Origin of the sequence: Vibrio sp. 10N.261.46.A3, from assembly GCF_041472995.1 — a bacterium.
In the GTDB taxonomy this organism is placed as follows: Bacteria; Pseudomonadota; Gammaproteobacteria; order Enterobacterales; family Vibrionaceae; genus Vibrio; species Vibrio coralliirubri.
Genome location: NZ_JBFRRH010000067.1, coordinates 39,039 through 58,027, shown reverse-complemented (window position 1 = coordinate 58,027; position 18,989 = coordinate 39,039). Strand labels below are relative to the sequence as shown.

Genomic DNA, 18,989 nt, shown 5'->3' with positions numbered 1-18,989 from the left:
CCTTTTTTGGTTGAGGCGACTAGCTAAATATTTCATCAGTAGAGCAACTGATAGTATCTGTAAGACAAATTATGCTTAGGTATTTCCGTTCGCCATGGTGATCACGCGTTTTAATGTCCATCTTAATAAAAGCGGTATGCATTCTTGTCCTTGATTCTCGCAATGAGAAACAATGGCGAGTGCAAGGTCGGGTTTTGCATGTTTCTTCAATACCTTGGCAACCACTTTCTTCGGAGGGATAGGGTGATCGTATGGAATCTTAACCATGTCACGGAAAAAGCTCTCAAACCCATTCATATAAAGGTAATGCTCGATATCTTTATCAGGCAGTTCCGTGAGTCGATGTCTTTCCTGATCATTACCGAGTTTCGATAACACTGTCGCTGCATACTTTTTACCCGCGGCATCGCCGTCAGTCACTACATGCCAATCAATGCCAAACTCTTGCGCGACCTTAATCAGCGCCTTAAGTCCTGATTGGGCGAACTCAATAATCTGCACACCTTCCGCTGCTAGGTTATAGCCACATTGGTTGGCAAGTTCATTGAACAACCAAACCTCGGTTTCACCTTCTACTAATAGCCAACAGCGAGCAAACAGCGCCCCAGAGCGGTGGAAGCGGATATGAAAACCAATTCGACGAAGTTCATCCTTACTGAAGTGGTTCATGTTGAGTTGATTGGCGATGGTTTTATCTGACTGACGAACCAAGCGACGAATCGATTGAAGTGGAACTGCTGCGAGTAGGTCGCCACTGTTGGTGGTGAGGATTTTCTGCATGGGCAACTTCTGCATCAAGCTCCAAGCCCTTGCCAAGTGTGTTGGGTGTAATCGGCCTTCTGGATCTTCAAGGATCAAAAGAGGACGCGCACATCGCCTTAAGTCGTTTGGCCCTTTAGCTTGTAGATAAGCGTTAAGTAACCCCATGAATAATAAGCGGGTTTGTTTGTTTTTGGTCTCTTCGACAAGTTGATGAATACTCTGATCATTGGCACCCGCAGAATAAAGCAATCCGTCTCGCTGTTTTCTAGGGTTACGACGAGAAGTACTTTTGAAAGAAAAATAGTGCTCAATCAAACTTTGCATCGACTCTAGGCTACTACGCATTTCACCTTTATTAACATGACCGGGAATCGCCATTAGACGACGGCAGGTATTGTCGATTCGTTTTTCTATTCTTGCTTGGCGACCATTACTGTTATTGGCGCCGTTTCCGTTTGTGCCATTGCTCGTGTGATGATTCCCGTTTGAATTTGCATGATTAGCGTGCCCATTACTAGGCAGGTGAGCATTGTGGTTAAGGGACTTGCCGTTGAAAGGACGATCAAAGTGCCTTGCATCACGCAAACGGATGACGGGATGTAAGGTCATTAATTCTTGAGCGAGCTTTTCTGAATGATGAAGCTTGAGCGGATTACCGTCCAAACCAAGAAATGCATAATGTGTGGTTGTCTCATACTGCTCTAACGTCGCGCTGATTCGATAGTAGATGCGGAATACGCCAAACTCATCTTGAACCCAAATAGGTTTGAGTTTGCGATAACGACCTGCGTTAAGCTCGCTCTTATCGTTAGCTTTTAATGCGAGAACAATTTGAAGGTGTTGAGATTGTGGATGTGAAACTGAGTAATCGACATGAAAATCGGTCATTTCAAAGTGATATGGCACACCGTCTGAGGGCAGAACGACGGAAAGGGCATCCAATAATGAAGACTTACCCCAAGTATTTTCACCAATAAGCGTGGTTAGCTCGTCAAACGCGAGTGACATGCGCTTGATACCTCGAAAGCCAGAAATCTCGATTCTTTCTAGTTGCATAGGCTTACTCCTAACGGAAGGCTCTGCTAATTATTTGAAAGCTAACAGATATCTTTAATCATAATCGAAAAATCCAAATCCGGTATGCTCACCTGTCACAAAACCCGTTGTTTATTAATACGGTGCAAAATGAGATTTTTGATCTATCTCGAGTATTTTTTTGCAGTGCAGTTTCATAAAATTCACGATTCTGTCATGATTCTCGACCTAGTATGAAGGGACAAAGAGAGAAGAAAATATGACTAAAAAGAATAAGCCGACAAAAATAGTGTTGGCACACATCAACGACACCCACTCATACTTTGAACCAACCTCGTTACAGCTATCACTTAAAATGAACAACCACATCATTGAACCTTATGTCAGTGCTGGTGGCTTTGCTCGAATTTCAACACGTTTCAAACAAATAGAACAAGATGCCCAGCGTCAGAAGGTTGGAACCTTGTTCCTGCACGCTGGAGACTGCTTCCAGGGCACGTTGTACTTTTCTTTATTCAAGGGAAAAGCCAACGCCGATTTGTTGAACGCCCTTAATATAGATGCCATGACGCTCGGTAATCACGAGTTAGACATGGGTAATGAGCCCGTTGCGATTTTCGCGAAAAGAATCAAATTCCCACTGTTGGCCGGTAACTGGAATCTATCGAATGAGGATATCAAAAAAACTCATACGCTAGCGGACAACGACATTGTTAAGCCTTATCTGCTTGAAACACGAAGTGCTTCTTTTATAACGAAAGAATTTGACGGCGAGAAGGTCGCAATATTCGGCTTAAGCATCGACAAGATGGCAGGCATCGCTAACCCAGATATCGATACACCGTTTGAAAATGCTTTGGAAACAGCAAAAGCGACCATAGAGCAAATTCATCAAGCAGGCATCAACAAGATTGTGTTACTTAGCCATCTTGGTTACGAAGCTGATTTAGAGTTAGCAGCCAACGTAACAGGTATTGGTGTCATCGTTGGTGGTCATAGTCATCGCTTACAAGGTGATTTCTCTGATATCGGCTTAGTTAAAGATGATGAATACGGTGTGAAAATTGGCGATACCTATGTTGTGCAAGCGGGTTTCCACGCCATGAGCTTAGGACACTGCGAAGTCGAGTTCGATTCTCAAGGTAAAGTGACGCACTTCAATGGTAAGAACGAACTGTTATTAGGCCGTCGACTCTTTATAGATGCGAAACTGAGTGAAGTAGGGCAAGACGATGCCCACGATATGGCGTGTGAGTTTTTAAACAATCACCCTAATATTGCAGTGTGTAAGAAAGATCCTGAGCTGCAGAGCATTCTGACGGATAAATACCAGCCGCGAGTTCGAAAGCTTCAGCAACAAGTGATTGCTCATGCTGACACTAAACTTCGCCATGTACGTATTCCAGATGATAAAGGCCCGAGTCAACTCGCGCCTTTGGTTGCTCAATCATTTCACCATCTAATGAACAAGAAAGGGCATCAGGTTGATTTTGCCATTCACAACGCAGGTGGTGTTAGAAATTCACTCAATAGCGGCGATGTTTCTGTTGCCGATATTGCCGGAAAACTACTACCGTTTGCCGTACCCATTGGTGTGTATGAAGTAAAAGGTGAAACGATCGCTGGCATGCTTGAAGGTGCAATCAATAACGCGCTGGATAATGGCGTTGTGGGTACAGGTTCAGGCAGCTTCCCTTATACGCATAACCTGAGGTTTTGTTACCACAAAGAAGCGCCTTTAGGGCACAGGATTCACCATCTAGAAATCCACTCTGATGATTCAGGTTGGCAGGCTGTTTCTCGCAACCGTATTTACCGTGGTGCGTCGTCTGCCTACACAATGAAAGGGAAAGAGGGTTATAACGCTGTGTTGGACATGATAGGTGATGGCACGGTCACCACTGACTCTATGGCAGACTGCTTCATTGAGTTTCTGCAAGACCACCCAGAGTCGCTTCAACACAATGAACCGTTGAATTGCATGGAGTGTTTTAGATAACCACAGATGACGCTGATACTTAGTGTTATTACTTTGGGTCATTTATAAAATTGGCATTGTTTATGCTTCATCTCTGCAGGTCGCCTTCTTGTGGAGATATGCATGGATAAGAAAGATTGGTTAGATGCGGTAGCGGTTGTCGGTTGGGTATCAGTTTGGTCAGCGTTAGTGTATTTGGTGCCCACTACAGGTTTGTAATGGTTCTGCGCACTGGATAAGACTAGCTTTTGAACAGTCGCAGTATTCTTATTATCAATACACGCTATACCAAGCGTAAGTGAAAGAAATAAAAAAGGAGCAGATTGCTCCTTTTTTGCTTTTTCCGTGCAAATTTATATAGACGAAACACAATCAGAGGATTATTATCCACGCGTTTGGGGAGTAGTTAGCGCAAGTTTACATATCGTCATCTCGTTAGGCCAAGAGTCTATCCGGTATGTAAAGGTGAAATCCCATATTTCACTTCAACGAGACCAACGCAATCACAGTCAAGATCCGTAATGGAGCTTGATATGCTTTGTTTGCGGAAGGTCTTTGTACAGTTCTTCCGCCCGGAGGAATAATGAACTCAACTCAATCTCTATTATCTACAAATAGTGAATCCTTTTTTTCATCGCCAATCATGACGACTTATGCGGGCTTTTTCCTGCTGACGGTTATTCTCGTCTCTATTGATATCTATCAGACTCGTGGCGGTAACGTTACTATCAAGAAAGCGGCAATCTGGAGTGTCTTCTGGTTTGTACTTGCGTTTTTGTTTGCTGGCTCTATTTACTTGTTTTGGGACATTTATGCGCCGAACAGTGACTACACAGCGCAAAAAGCAACCGTGTCATTCATTACGGGTTACTTGTTAGAAAAATCACTTAGCGTAGACAACTTGTTTGTTTTTGCGATGATCTTTGCTCAATACCAAGTTCCTGAGCATCTAAGACCTCGTGCGCTTCTTTGGGGGGTAATTGGTGCATTGGTGCTTCGTGCAATTATGATCGCACTAGGCGCACAGCTATTGGCGGAATACCACTGGGTACTTTACGTGTTCGCTGCGTTCTTGATTGGTACAGGTATTAAGCTGGCATTGGACAAGGGCGAAGAGGAGAGTGTGAATACACTGCCTGAAAAGCTACTTCGTAAAGTGATGCCGGTAACTGAAGATTTCCATGGTCCTGCATTATTGGTTAAACAGGGTGCTAAATGGGCATTCACTCCAATGATGTTGGTTATCGGTGCGATTGCAGTGATGGACGTGATGTTTGCATTGGACTCTATCCCTGCGATCTTTGCGGTAACACAAGAACCGTTCTTGGTATTAGCGGCAAACGTATTTGCGTTACTTGGCCTTCGTTCGTTGTATTTTGTACTGCAAGGTATGATGGACAAGTTCATCTACTTGAAACCGGCACTGGCATTCATCATGGTGTTCATCGGTGTGAAAATGCTATTGGTTGACAGTGAGTGGGCTATCCCAACTTATTGGTCGCTTGCTGTGCTGATTTCGACTATGACGATTGCGGTTATAGCGTCGGTTTATGCGAAGAAGCCAGGCATTGAACAAGTAAATTAAAAACAAATATAACTTATCGAAAAGTCGATAATGAACACGTGGCTGATGAAGTGGAAAATTTATTTATGTAAATTTTCTGTGACATTGGCCACTGTTGTTTGCGGGGTATTTGTACTAAATGCATGATTTAAACACTATGTTGAATTTATACTCACATGGTCTGCATATCTATTTCGCGGCATTGTTAATGGTTTGTTTTATTAGAAAAACTAATCCCAAAATCTAATTTTAGTCATTTTTTAACCTGCAAAAGATCACCTATTATTCTTGTCATCAGAACGAAACACATTAATAAATTTATAGAGAGGCAATCATGGCTCAAGCAGTACAAATGAATACTATCGCTGTTCCTAACTCTATGGATAAGAAGACCTACTCGGTTAACTTCAAAGGATTGATTGCACACATTTTCGATATTCTTTTCGTAGACAACTCTCCACGTAGTTACTACGCAAGCGACCTATCTGGTCACATGCAACGCGATATCGGTATCAACCGTTAATCTCAGCGTTAACATGTAAATATAGAACTTTAAGAAAACGCCAGCTTCTAAAGCTGGCGTTTTTGTATCTGAAATAAACTCTATTTCTTCGCAAATTAAGCACCTGAAAGAAAAACCTAGGCATCACGGTCTGTATTTGAGCGTCATTCAATTCGTTTTGTACAAGGATCTCGGTATGTCACACGCCAAACGCAATTCATCATTGATCAAACTTTGTTTATTTGCCTTACCGATCGGCTTCTATTCCTCAGTGTCGCTTGCACAAACCTGGAGTAATCAAGGCCAGCCCGCACAGGTTATCGAGCTCTTCACCTCTGAAGGTTGTTCAAGTTGTCCGCCTGCTGATGCCTACCTCAGTACTTTTGAAGACCATCCAAAACTTTGGACACAAGTTATTCCGCTTGCCTATCACGTCGATTATTGGGATTACCTAGGTTGGGGCGATAAGTTCGCGAGCAAGGCGTTCAGTCAGAAGCAACGACTGTATAAAGCTTATGGCGTAACAAGTGGGGTTTACACGCCGGGCTTTGTTGTCGATGGAAAAGAGTGGCGCGGTTACTTTAACTGGTTAGACAGAACGTTACCTTCGCTTAAACAACAAAATAACCCCAAGCTAACGGTCAACCATAAAGGCGATACGTTCAGCGTAAGTTACGAAGGCAAAGGTGATTATGTTGCTCATATAGCTTTACTGGCGATGAACGAAGTCACCAGTGTTAAGGCGGGTGAGAACAGGGGTAAGAAACTCGAGCATGATTTTGTTGTGGTTTACGATGGTTACCAACGTGGTGAGTCTGAATGGCAATTTAACATCAATTTCGAGCCTCTCGTCGCTACACCAGACGCAGTAGCCGTTTGGTTAACCGAGCCGAATTCGTATGCACCGGAACAAACGGTAGCAGGGTGGTTGAACTAACTGCAACCCACGACAATTGTGTAGCTGGAATACTCTTAGACGAAGTTGGTACGGCGAGTATCGAGGTTCTCACATCGATAACTTCGCTTTTGACGGATATTAATCAGTGAAATAGAAGCGAAAGGGCGATTTAGTTACGTAATACTGCTGAAATACGTTAATATAGCGCGCTATTATTTTAGCTTTGAGTTCCTGCAATTAATGACTAACACCACTACACCAACCAACTTCTCTGATCTTGGCTTAATCTCTCCTTTGATGGCTCGTTTATCTGAGCTTGAATACCAACAGCCAACGCCTATCCAAGCGCAAGTTATTCCAAGTGTGTTAGCAGGACGCGATTTAATTGCAGGCGCAAATACCGGTTCAGGTAAAACCGCAGCATTTGCACTTCCACTGTTACAAAAGATTCATGAAGACGCCCCTCTGGACCGTCGTTCAGGCAAAGGTAACTTTGTTTCTGGCCTTATCTTGGTTCCTACTCGTGAACTTGCTAAGCAAGTAGCAGACAGCGTTAAATCTTACGCTGTGCATTTCAATGGCGCGATTAAAACGGTTTGTGTGTTTGGTGGTGTATCGGTAAACACTCAGATGCAGGCGCTACGTGGCGGCACTGATATCTTGGTGGCAACACCGGGTCGTCTGCTTGACCTTATTTCAAGCAACGCTATAAAGCTAGACAAAGTAAAAACGTTAGTGCTTGATGAAGCTGACCGAATGCTAAGCCTAGGTTTTACCGAAGAACTTGATGCAATCTTGAAGCTCTTGCCGAACAAGAAACAAACCTTGTTGTTCTCTGCAACTTTCCCAGAGCAAGTTAAAACGCTGACTCACGAACTTCTAAGCGATCCAATTGAAGTTCAACTTCAAAGTGCCAATGCGAGCACACTGGTTCAACGTGTATTCGAAGTAGAAAAAGGTCGCAAGACAGCGTTACTCGCACACCTAATTCAACAACACGAATGGCGCCAAGCTCTGATCTTCGTTAATGCGAAGAACAGCTGTGAACACTTAGCAGACAAGCTTTACAAGCGCGGTATCATCGCAGAAGTATTCCACGGCGATAAAGGGCAAGGTTCACGTACTCGTATCCTAGAAGATTTCAAATCTGGCGAGATTGATGTTCTTATCGCGACAGACATCGCGGCACGTGGTCTGGATATTGAGAAGCTTCCAGTAGTAATCAACTTTGATCTACCGCGTAGCCCGTCAGACTACATGCACCGTATCGGCCGAAGTGGTCGTGCAGGTGAGGTTGGTCTTGCGTTATCTCTGATCGATCACGAAGATTACCACCACTTCAAAATCATCGAGAAGAAGAACAAGATTCGTCTTGAGCGTGAGCAAATTGTAGGCTTTGAAGTGGATGAAGAAGCGACAGCTGAACTGATCGCAGCACTAAAACCTGTTGCGCCACCGGCTGGTACAGGCAAGAAGAAAAAGAAGAAGAAAGCTCCACAAAACCAAGATGTGTGGCTAAACAACAACTGATCTTGAGTCAGTAAACTATATGAGTCAGCAAGCCATATAAATCAGTAAGCAATAGACATTCAAAAGGCGCTTAATTGCGCCTTTTTTGTTTTTCTTATCCCAAGTTAAACGAATCCGCGTAACGAGACTAAGCGATACTTTTGACTCTAAAAAGGTCGGTGAATAATTTTCCTATCATCAAAATGATGAGCAGTGTGGTTAACATTAGCAATGGTGTTTGAATCTGATAAACCGGTGTTAGATTAAGCGCGCCAGATGTCAGTACGACCAGCAGGTTTATGCCAAGTATTCGATGCACCATAAGTTTAGGTGTCGCAAACACTTTCCATATCACAATGCTGTTGATGAAATAGAACAACGCCAATTGCCACAATTCAGTCATCATCGGCATGATAAAGATATATTGAAGCAAGATAACTGTGCCCGTTCCAATAACACCAAAAAATGCATCCTTAATAACACTTGGCGGCATAGTTGGAAGCATTGAAGAAAATATGCCAGCAATCATCGGGAAAATAAAACCACCCGGTACAGGCAGGTATATCCAAACCAATAACGACGTGACGAACATCGAGACACCTTGTAAGACTTTTCTCCCATCTTCATTAAGGTGTTGAACAAACGTACGGTGCTCATGGTGCCAAGAAACGTTATTCTTCTCACTCATCACAAATGGCACATCATCAATTAGTGACGTGTTTGGCGCCATTAACTCCAGTTTTTCCATTTTTTGGGTGAGAGCGACCCAATCAATAGCTTGAGTCAGTTCACCCGAGGCGATCTCAAGCAAACGCTCTTGAATATGCGCCATTTCGTTGATTCGTAAACGCCATGCGTGAATATTTTCTTTTAGGTGATAACTGCCAGCGAGCGGCAAATCCAACAGTTGATAGAGCTTTTCAATATTAGCGGTATTGGACTCTAAAGCTTCTATATCAAGGTTGTTGGTATCGCTCATTGCTGTTATCAGCGTTTCTCTGCTTGTTTCAAATCGTTGTACAAAGTTCTGCTCAGTGTTTACAGGCCAGATCAGACGATAAACAATCGAGAAGGTGATAACACCTAATAGAGTTTCTTGTATTCGAAGCACTGCAAAATAGAATGTAATTTGGTTATCGAATCCGCCCATACAAGAGATGATGGAGCAAACTGCAAAGCCTATAGAAAAGACATAACCGTATTTCTCATCACTCGACATGAAGATGCATGTACCGAGAAATAAAGTGAAAAACATCAAAAACAGAAAGCGGTCCTGAGAAAACATCGCAATCAAGAAAAAGGCATAACCAGTCCCTAATAAGGTGCCCATTAATCGGTTGTGGCCTTTGTTTATTGAATGAGCAAAGCTCTCGTTCAGTGCCATGACCGCAACCGCAATTGCCGCCCAATAAGGTTTCTCCCATTGAAACCACAACGCAACACAGATAGAGATAACAATAGCGAGAGCCGCTTTAATAGCTTCTTTGGTTGATGCACTGAACATAAAAGCCATCCAACTATTTGATTATTTTGAGTGAAGCTGTCATGCCAACACGAAGTTGTAAGTCTTCAGGCACGTTATCAAGCTCTACTTTGACTGGTATACGTTGAGCAAGACGAATCCATTGAAAGTTTGGGTTCACGTTAGGAAGAAGGTCATTACCTGTGCTGCCGTCTTGTGTTGCAATACCAAAGCCAATGCTTTTGATATGGCCTTCTAATTGAATATTGTTGTGCATCATAAGAGTGACAAGCGCTTTGTCGTTAGGGTCAACATTCACCAGATCAGTTTCTTTGAAATAGCCTTCGATCCAGAAACTGTCTTCATCGATCAGCGCAACTACCGGTGTATTAGCGACGACTTGAGAGCCTTCTCGTAGGTTTAAATTCGTGATGTAACCGTTTGTTGGCGCGTACACTTTGGTGTATTCAAGATTTAAATGCGCTTCTTCAACGTTGGCTTTTGCTAGTGCAACGTTCGCTGCATTTGTCTCAACCGCGTTATTCAGGTTATTCAATGTCAGCACTGGCATAGCGCCAGGTGTTCTCTTTTCTAAGTTCAATGCGCGTTGCTCTTCGTTTTTAGCTTTTGCTAAGAGCGCGCGAGCCTGTTTCTGTGTCGCCAACGCTTTATTGTAGGCCGCTTGGTAAATGCTTGGGTCGATCTCAAACAGCAAGTCGCCTTTAGCCACCTGTGAGTTGTCCTCAATATGGACTTTAGTCACTTGCCCTGTAACTCGGGGAGTAATTGAAACAATGTAAGCGCTGACCTGACCATCTCTAGTCCAGGGATTACTCGAATAAGATTGGTAATAGCTATAAACCACAGAGCTTGCGGCAATGACCAGTAGTAGCGTGATGAGATAACGTTTAATCAAGGTGAATGCCTCAGAAGATGGTAATGAATTGACCGATAACGCCGACGAAAATCACGATTAGGCTTAATTCGGCAATTGCAGGAAAAGCGACATATTTATGTAGCCCAAGTTTTGTCGCGATTGAGCCAGTCAATATCGTCAATACATAAGCTAACGCGATAACCAATAGCAAAGGAGGGAAGTAGATCTCACCCCACACGAGTTCATGTGGCATTGTGTTCATGGGTCTGTCTCTATCGTTTTAAGAAGCTAACGATAAAGGAACTATGGCAATGTTAATAATCGTATATAGAGGATCAGATCCATCAAATCCAGACAGGTTTAGGTATATACTAGGAAGGATAGGCAGCAAAGGTACAAATCAGTAGTCACTTTTGCTCTGTCTTTTTATCATTATTATCCTGATGCAGTAGATGTTTTTCTATCTCGTATGCATGACCAAGAAAGTAAGTACATCAAAATGAACTTTAGTATTGAACAACTTCTCGCGTTTGTGACTGTCTATGAGCAGCGGTCATTTAGCAAGGCGGCGGTAAAGCTTAACAAGCACAGAACGACCGTGGGTCAGGTGATTACAAACTTGGAAGATCACCTTGCAGTGAATCTTTTTGAAAGGGTCGGGCGCTCTGTTGAACCAACGGAGGACGGGCACCTCCTTTATCACTACGCAAAACAGACGATTGAGCAAGCTCGTACTTTTGACAAAGTGGCGTTGAGCCTTTCTTATGGTGGGTTAGAGAAAATAACAATCGCGTATTCTAGTTTCGTTCCTCAACGTGTGTTGGTCGATATACGTAAACGACTCAAGCACGATTTCCCAATGATGTGAGTGAACTTTCTGGTTAGGAATAAGAACGAAATTAAACAAGGAATACAAAGTGGGGAATATCACTTTGGACTTGTGAATGCTCACAATAGCCGGGCGATGCATAGTTTTGATTCTACTTTCCTTGGGCATTTTGAGTTCTACCCATTCGGACAGAAAGGGGGAGAACTCTCACATATCGATAAAGACGAAGTATTAGTCGCACTAAGGAACTCTAAACAGTTCGTATTGAAGTCTCTGATTGACGAAGGTATGTCTGAAAAGATTATCGTGAGCTCTGACTATGAAGAGATTGATCAGCTTTCGTTAATGCTCAAAATGCTTGAAGAGGGTTTTGGGTGGGCACTTCTTCCTAAGGCATTTTTTACCGCCTCTGAATTTTCAAAATATTCAATAGAGCCCATTCACTCTGCGCAAATGGTGGAAGGATTCAAATTTGGATTTGCATTGTGGTGCCCGCACTCAAAACAAGTCAGTGGTATCAAAGGCTCTTTGGTGTCTGTCATTAAGGAGTACCGTGAGCAACTTATTCATAGTCTTAAGCCGTGAAAATTTGAGATATTAAAAAGGCGCTAATTATTCATTAGCGCCTTTTTAGATTTTGTTCAGCTTAAAGAAGAATTACTTCTTGCGGCAGAACTCAGCGATTACGTACATTGATTGACCGCCGTTTGTTTTACCAGAAACAAGCTTAGGATCGTCACCAACGCTGATACCACGGATAACAGTACCTTGCTTAATCACTTGGTTAGTACCTTTGATTGGCAGGTCTTTGATTACTGTTACGTCGTCACCTTTCTTAAGTTCAACGCCGTTCACGTCAAGAGGTTTGTCATCAGCAGACATACCGATTTGTGCCCAAACTGACGTTTCTTCTTCAAGGTACATCATGTCTAGCGAGTCTTGAGCCCAGCTTTCTGTGTTCAGACGAGTAAGTTGACGCCATGCAGTTACTTGAACTGGCGCTTCTTGACTCCACATGCTGTCAGTCAGACAACGCCAGTGGTTGATATCTTTAGGATCGTCAATCTCACCAAGACATTTGTCACATACCATGATGCCGTGATCCACTGTTACGTGGCTGTGTGGCGGCACTGCGTATGCAGTAAGAGAAGAATCAGAACCACATAGTTCACATTTAGATTGGCAGCGTTCTAGCATAGTAGCTTCAGAAGACATAATGGACTCACATTTATTAGGTATTAAATTACGGGGCTATTATCCACTTTATTTACAATAAAGAAAGAGGTCGTACGGTATTCTGTCTTGATTAATTTTAGCTGAGATCAACCATTTGTGTTTTAAAGTTTTATGCAAACGGTTAACTGGGGAAGGTTAGTCAGTCATAGAAACAAAAATGCCAGCGGTTAGGCTGGCATTTGGTATAGTCCTTGGTAAGCGGCCAGTTGATTATTCAAGTAAAGATGTGTCAGTCACTGCGTTGGTTACGCTATCAGTATCTAAGAAGTCAGCTACTTGTGATCGCATTGATAATGTGTGGTCTTTATCAGATAGATCGGCTTGTGGTCCAATAATCGTAGAGTGCTTAGCTGTTTCGTTATACTGAATGAACAAACGGTTACCAATTGTAGGACTCGCTTTTGTAGAGTCGCTCAATCCTAACGTTGTACCTAACCCTTCAGAACCGACAAATGAAGCCGTAAAAGACGTGGCAATTCCGGTATTAGGAACTGTTTTGTCATTTTGCGATTGGATCAACAACGTTGGATAGTTAGAGCTAAATGATGACAAATCTTCAGTATTGGACAGTGAATGTGGATCAACAGTATCAATAAGGGTTTGAGCGGCGACTTTAAATGCAACTAACTCAGTTTCAATTGCTGCAGCGCTAGTTGGATTTCCCTTAGCAAAAGCGGTGTAACAGTCACCATCTTCAATGTTGTTGGTCGCGCAAGCTGTAGCGACTGAATCCTTGTAAGTCGTATTCAGCTGCTTAGCTAAATTATGTTTAATTTCTGGGCCAAACGTTTCAGAAGCAAACAATAATTCAGCTATGTGACCACCTGAATTAGCATATACCGCCGAGCTAAATTTATGTGTGCCAGCAATTTCTGACGTAGCTACTGAAGTAAATCCAGTAATACCGCCCAACGAATGCCCCATAAATTTAACATTTGTATCACTTGCATTGACGTTTTCTAGTGGTGTCCCGGTGAAGTCATTCCCCACTTTTTCAAGAGCCATACGAAGACCTATTACATCAAGCGCACTTTGACGGATATTGTCACGGGCAACAGGCAAAGCACTTAGATTCAAGTAGTACAGAGCATTATCGTTAGTTGATATAGCACCGCCAGCAAGTGATCGAGAGCCATGAATAGGGTGATCAATTGCTATTACTGCAAGACCCTCGGCTGTTAAATTAGCAGCAAACGCATACGCATTCTCTTTTACAGTGGTAATACCGTGCTGATAAATAACTACACCTGAAGGAGTCCCTGTTGTTGGTGTGAATAAAAGTACATCAACAGCTTCGAGTGATTTAACTTGTGGTATTGGTGAATACTGAGTGACAATACGTTCACTATCTAGGGCTGTTCCTTTCGAATCCTTTGTAAGTGTTTTTCCCATCAATGTAGTTACGTCTGCAGCACTGAGGTTTGCTGGATCTAAGCCTAATGCTACTAGTTCAGCACCAACGTGAGAGCTTGTAGAGCTATCAGTTAGTGCACTTTTGATAACCGCTAAACTGTCTAATCCTGATGCAAATGGCGTTGTAGAAAACTTAGTTGGATCGGTTTCCAAGAAATATGGGAGTTGAACAGTACCTTTAGTCACGTTTACTGACGTAGTGCTGATACCCGCGTTAGAGTAAAGGAGATTTATCCCTCCAATCAAAGTGGCAGTTTCTGTTGCATCGTCATCGCCAAGATATTTTTTAAAGTCAGCATCTGCAGCGATTGCTGTGGCAAATGGTGCTGTTGATGAGGAGTCTAAACTAAGATGGTAAGCGTTTGTCAGATCGACATTATTTGGGTTTGCGCTACCATTCCAATAGGTAGAAAGTGGGGCTCCACCAACAATCATTCCACCAATCAACGATGCTGTAGAGGCAAGTACATCGCCAACGGAAGTTGTAGTAAACCAAGCTGAATAAACAATCTTTTTCGCATCGACACCAACAGCCGCAGCTATAGCTTCTTGACCCTTTATTAAAGTCTGCGCATTAGCTAAGTCACCGGTTGAATAAGTTTTCGTGTCTGTTTTTAGACCGGCATAGCTTTGAGATGTGCCTACTGGATTACCATTTACATCGGTAACGTCATCAGTAATGACAAGCAAATATTCAGATTTTTCGTCAAACGGAGTATTTGGGGTAACTACTAGGTTTGAACCTACTTTGTAAACTGTGTATTCCGAACTGGCAACAGGTGTTGGTATTTGAGCCGCTGTGGATGTGTCTGTTAGCTTTTTAGAAAGCTTCAACAATGTCACTCCGGAAGTAACAACTCCAGGGGTATCACCAAAACCGTCGCCTTCAAACTCGATGTAAATTGGCATGCTGGTTGAGAAACCGTCGGCATAATTTAATGCTGCTTTTGGGTTCGAAATGCTGTCGTCGCCACCTGTTGGGATAGCCAAAGTACCATCGGTAGAGTCAAATAATAGATTATTGCTTAAAGGAACAGTCGCGTTACTGCCTTGCAACAACATTTTTTGCGTTGTCGCTCTTGCCAAAGACGTTTCTAGATAGGCTTCAAGTTGTTGGTTACTTGTTCCCGAACTTTCAGTGTTGTCGCCACAACCTGCTAGCAGGATCGCTGAACATAATAGAGAGATCTTAAAGTTACGTTTCATGATACGATCCTGATTTAGTTAAAAGTGTAGTTAAGCTGAACTGAAGAAAGGTAAGCGGTACCTTCTGCTTCGAAAGTCCTTTCTTGCTGGGCGCCATTTGTCTCAGTGAACTCACCGTCATCACTTACAACAAGTGCGAATCCGGCATCGACAGTCATATTTTCGCTCCAAACATAAGTGAAGCCAGCGCTGTACCACATACGATCACTATCAGGAATACTTAAAGTTGCTTCACCAGCTTGTTCGTCGTAAGCGTAACCCGCTCTTAATGTCCACTTACTGTTTAGTTGGTACGTCGCGCCTAGTGAATATCGATTGTTGTCTTCATATTTTTCAGGTTTGTAGAAGCACTGACCTGCTACACCGTTGTCAGTACAATCTGGACTTGTTGCTTTTAACTCCTTAAAAGTACTCCAATCAGTTTGTTGCCAACCGTAGTGAATTGCCCATTGTTCGTTAAGTTGGTGAAATGCTGAAAGCTCCAGAATAGAAGGAAGCTCGATTTGAAGACGACCATCAACCTTGGGAGATGTTGCTCTACCTGAATCGTAGCTGGTAAATTCACCGTCATCGAAATCAAGATCAACAGAAGAGCGGTAAGCGATACTAAAGCGATTGTTTTCGTTTAGCTCATACATCGCGCCAACATTCCAACCATAGGCAAATGTTTCACCGGTCATGCCTATAAGTTTGTCAGATGGATTTCCACCAACAAAGTTAGCGAGCTCGCCTTTATGGCGGGTAAGTTCAGCTTCCGCATACACAAGGTTTAAACCTGCACCAACGCTAAATGATTCATTCACGCGATACGCAATATTTGGATTTAGATTTACAGATAAGAGCGACGTATCACCAGCCATATCACCTGCCGAGATGTCATCAGGGTAATCCGTGGCAACACCATAATTGGTGAACATACCGATACCCCAAGCCCATTTTTCGTTGATTGGGCTGATGTAATATGCGGCTGGCACGACTTGTAATGGAGCAACATCTTTTGAATGCTCGTTAGCGTCAACGTCGTAAACGTTAACCTCTGGATCAACGATAGAAACCGCGCCTGAAAATTGGGCTGTATCAAATAGGGTCATTGCGGCGGGGTTTCTCGCTAGTACACTCGCGTTATCGGCTACAGCGCCTTCACCTGAGAATGCGCGACCAAGACCTGAGGCAGAATGCTCAGCAACTTGGAAGCCAGCCGCAAGTGAATTGCACGCAAATAGCACAGAAAGCGAAACGAGAGAGCGTTGTATTGTTTTCATCCTTGACCCTCCTAGGGCATCGAATTTCATTATTATTGTTTGAAAACACACTGAGCATTGTTGGTGTTGAAGCTCTAATGTAAACAACATGTTAAATTCATGTTTTATATAAAGTCAAAGAAATAGTTGTTATTTTGTGAGGTTATATTTTTTAGGGGCGGCACTTTAACATCAATAATATAATTATAATCAATAGTTTATTTGTGGTTGGAGGTGTGACCAGAATGTTTATGCCAGCTATTGGTACAAATAGTGTTCAATTGCTCAATATGTAACAACTTTGTTTATGTTTACCGCCGATCGCTAAATCGGCATAATATCGACACTCGTTAGAAGTCATTAAATTGGAATTAAAGTTTGGAATTACTCGCGATAGAGTTTCTTGGTAAACCGCTTCGTTTAGAGGGGTCAATGGCAGGGTGGCAACAATTGTATTGGGATAACACTTTGGTATCTCAATTAGATGCGACCACAGACCAAGAAGACGCACGAAAACACGAATTTACACTACGCGCTGGCGAAGAAACGTTGCAGTGTCACGTTGAGTCGACGGTTCAGTGGCAACCGTTTGAGATGACATATAAAGCATTGGTCAATGGCCAAACCATTTCCGAAGGCAATCGAAACACCAAAGATATCGAGCAACAAACCCCTGTTGTCACTCCTAAACCAGAGAAGCGTTTTAGCCTAATTGGGTTGGTGTCGCTTGGTATGAAAGCGCTAAAAAGCGCCAAGCTAATCAAGGTCGTACTTGCTTCTGCGAGTTTAGCGGCCTATTCATGGTTGTTTTCAATTCAGTTCGCTTTGGCCTTAATCGCTTGTTTAATGTTCCATGAGTACGGTCATATTAGAGCGATGAAATACTTCGGCATGAAGACCAAAGGCATTTATTTGATACCATTCCTTGGTGGTTTAGCGTTATCCGATGAAAAGATTAATACGCGCTGGCAAGATGTGGTTATCTCAATAATGGGGCCATTGTTCGGCCTGATATTGTCGTTAGTATTTATGGTGCTGTATTGGGCGACTGGAGAAATGTTCTTTGCCGGCCTTGCGGTATTTAATGCTCTATTAAACCTGTTCAATCTATTGCCGATTTTGCCTCTCGATGGCGGACATGTTCTTAAAAGTATCAGCTTCTCGATGAACAGTGTGCTTGGTATTGTATTGTGTGTCGCGGCTGCTGTTGCTGGCGTGGTATTGAGTTATCAGTTGAATTTAACCCTGTTTGGTTTCTTATTGATTATGGGCAGTGTTGAAATACTGTTCGAATGGAAAGGGCGTCATCACAGTCATTTGTTGCCGTTAGACAAATACGGTCAAGTCGTGTCGTTCGTTTGGTATGTAGGTTTAGTAAGTAGTTTGATCGGTGTTATCTGGTATTTTGCATCGACTGGTGATCAGCTATTAAGCCTACCATTACAAATTCTTGGTACTTAACCAGTGACTTTCTGTTATTGGAATTATCCAGCTGCTTAGCGCACTTGAACTGTTAGCAAGCAAGAAACTAAAAATGCCCTAACCAATATGGATAGGGCATTTTTGTATTTACACCAGCTAGGCGATACTAACTTAGACTACGCTTTGCAATTTGGCCTTGGTGAACCTGATTGAGGAAGCGTTTTTATCGTTGCTTGTAGATCTTTAATACGCGTACTGTGGGAAGGGTGCGTAGAAAGCAATTCTGGCGGTTGATTTCCGCCTGATGCTTTGGCCATGTTTTGCCACAAGTTGACACTTTGGTTTGGATCGAACCCTGCTTGAGCCATATACTCTAAACCAACAACATCGGCTTCAGACTCTTGAGTTCGCCCATACGGGAGAATAACGCCATATTGAACGCCTAATCCTAACGCGGCCATCGTCATACCTTGATACTGTTTGTATTCTGATGCGCCTAACGCGACGTTAGTAATAGATAAACCAGTATTAGCGATTTGAGACTGAGACAGGCGCTCATTACTGTGGTCAGCTAAAACGTGTGCCACTTCGTGACCAATAACCGTTGCGAGTTGGTCTTGATTGACTGCAACCTTAAGTAACCCTGTGTATACACCGATTTTTCCGCCAGGTAGGGCGAATGCATTCACTTGGTCACTATCAAACACAACAACTTCCCATTCACTAAAACCTTGTTTAGGAATATATTGAGTGATGCTGTTCGCTACGCACTGTACATAAGCGTTAGTTTTGGCATTTTTGCTGATGGGTTGTTCTTTCTTCATTTGTTCAAAAGACTGTGCTCCAAGCTGAGACATATCTTTATCTGAAAAAAGCAGCAATTGGTTTCTGCCTGTCGGAGAAGCGCTACACGCGGTTAGGCCTGCAAGTGTGAGAAGCGAGGCAAACTTCATCCATGACGTCATACAATATCCTCTGTGTATTCGGTTTTTATGCATGTTAACATCAACTTGCGTAATAACTAAGGGCTGTAAGATAACTAACAGCCAGTAATA

At 42.9% G+C, this 18,989-nt stretch carries 14 protein-coding genes and 1 pseudogene; 7 read left to right on the top strand and 8 right to left on the bottom strand.

What is annotated here, in order from left to right; all coding sequences use genetic code 11:
- Positions 1-75: 75 nt before the first annotated feature.
- Entirely contained in the window at positions 76-1,818 is a 1,743-nt protein-coding gene (locus tag AB4484_RS15865; protein WP_372079168.1) for an ATP-dependent endonuclease, read from the bottom strand.
- Positions 1,819-2,056: 238 nt separating this feature from the next.
- Here AB4484_RS15865 and AB4484_RS15860 point away from each other — a divergent pair, with 238 nt between their 5' ends.
- The 5 genes from AB4484_RS15860 (at position 2,057) to AB4484_RS15840 (ending at position 8,269) form a co-directional block, all read left to right on the top strand.
- Positions 2,057-3,796: a bifunctional UDP-sugar hydrolase/5'-nucleotidase gene (locus AB4484_RS15860; protein WP_372079166.1), complete on the top strand. Its 1,740-nt coding sequence runs from the start codon at positions 2,057-2,059 to the stop codon at positions 3,794-3,796.
- Positions 3,797-4,358: 562 nt separating this feature from the next.
- Entirely contained in the window at positions 4,359-5,360 is a 1,002-nt protein-coding gene (locus AB4484_RS15855) for a TerC/Alx family metal homeostasis membrane protein (protein ID WP_048613684.1), read from the top strand.
- Positions 5,361-5,673: 313 nt separating this feature from the next.
- Positions 5,674-5,862, top strand: a complete 189-nt coding sequence (locus tag AB4484_RS15850; protein ID WP_017059812.1) for a hypothetical protein — start codon at positions 5,674-5,676, stop codon at positions 5,860-5,862.
- A 175-nt stretch (positions 5,863-6,037) separates the two neighbouring features.
- Positions 6,038-6,778: a DUF1223 domain-containing protein gene (locus AB4484_RS15845; RefSeq protein WP_372079164.1), complete on the top strand. Its 741-nt coding sequence runs from the start codon at positions 6,038-6,040 to the stop codon at positions 6,776-6,778.
- A gap of 201 nt (positions 6,779-6,979) precedes the next feature.
- A complete protein-coding gene (locus AB4484_RS15840; RefSeq protein ID WP_372079162.1) occupies positions 6,980-8,269 on the top strand; it encodes a DEAD/DEAH box helicase in 1,290 nt (429 codons plus the stop codon).
- A gap of 127 nt (positions 8,270-8,396) precedes the next feature.
- Here the strand turns inward: AB4484_RS15840 and AB4484_RS15835 are convergent, their stop codons facing one another.
- From AB4484_RS15835 to AB4484_RS15825, 3 genes are read right to left on the bottom strand one after another with little or no spacing between them, the layout of a single operon-like run.
- Positions 8,397-9,752: an FUSC family protein gene (locus AB4484_RS15835; RefSeq protein WP_172379034.1), complete on the bottom strand. Its 1,356-nt coding sequence runs from the start codon at positions 9,750-9,752 to the stop codon at positions 8,397-8,399.
- A 13-nt stretch (positions 9,753-9,765) separates the two neighbouring features.
- Positions 9,766-10,626 (bottom strand): HlyD family secretion protein, encoded by an 861-nt coding sequence (locus tag AB4484_RS15830; RefSeq protein WP_372079160.1) that lies wholly within the window; start codon positions 10,624-10,626, stop codon positions 9,766-9,768.
- Positions 10,627-10,636: 10 nt separating this feature from the next.
- Positions 10,637-10,849 (bottom strand): DUF1656 domain-containing protein, encoded by a 213-nt coding sequence (locus tag AB4484_RS15825; protein ID WP_004730923.1) that lies wholly within the window; start codon positions 10,847-10,849, stop codon positions 10,637-10,639.
- Between the two features lie 237 nt (positions 10,850-11,086).
- On the opposite strand from AB4484_RS15825, the pseudogene AB4484_RS15820 reads away from it, so the two are divergent.
- A pseudogene (locus AB4484_RS15820) lies at positions 11,087-12,001 on the top strand (LysR family transcriptional regulator).
- A 72-nt stretch (positions 12,002-12,073) separates the two neighbouring features.
- On the opposite strand, the gene AB4484_RS15815 reads toward AB4484_RS15820, so the two are convergent.
- The 3 genes from AB4484_RS15815 to AB4484_RS15805 all read right to left on the bottom strand — a co-directional run bounded on the left by AB4484_RS15815 (position 12,074) and on the right by AB4484_RS15805 (position 16,533).
- Entirely contained in the window at positions 12,074-12,631 is a 558-nt protein-coding gene (locus AB4484_RS15815; protein WP_372079158.1) for a PhnA domain-containing protein, read from the bottom strand.
- A gap of 231 nt (positions 12,632-12,862) precedes the next feature.
- Entirely contained in the window at positions 12,863-15,271 is a 2,409-nt protein-coding gene (locus AB4484_RS15810) for a VolA/Pla-1 family phospholipase (RefSeq protein WP_372079156.1), read from the bottom strand.
- A 14-nt stretch (positions 15,272-15,285) separates the two neighbouring features.
- Positions 15,286-16,533: a porin gene (locus AB4484_RS15805; protein ID WP_050654485.1), complete on the bottom strand. Its 1,248-nt coding sequence runs from the start codon at positions 16,531-16,533 to the stop codon at positions 15,286-15,288.
- Between the two features lie 357 nt (positions 16,534-16,890).
- Here AB4484_RS15805 and AB4484_RS15800 point away from each other — a divergent pair, with 357 nt between their 5' ends.
- The gene (locus AB4484_RS15800) at positions 16,891-17,973 is read left to right on the top strand and encodes a site-2 protease family protein (RefSeq protein ID WP_372079154.1); all 1,083 of its coding nucleotides are present in this window, start codon (positions 16,891-16,893) and stop codon (positions 17,971-17,973) included.
- Positions 17,974-18,110: 137 nt separating this feature from the next.
- Here AB4484_RS15800 and AB4484_RS15795 read toward each other — a convergent pair whose 3' ends face one another.
- The gene (locus AB4484_RS15795) at positions 18,111-18,899 is read right to left on the bottom strand and encodes a M48 family metallopeptidase (protein WP_372079152.1); all 789 of its coding nucleotides are present in this window, start codon (positions 18,897-18,899) and stop codon (positions 18,111-18,113) included.
- Between the last annotated feature and the right edge of the window lie 90 nt (positions 18,900-18,989).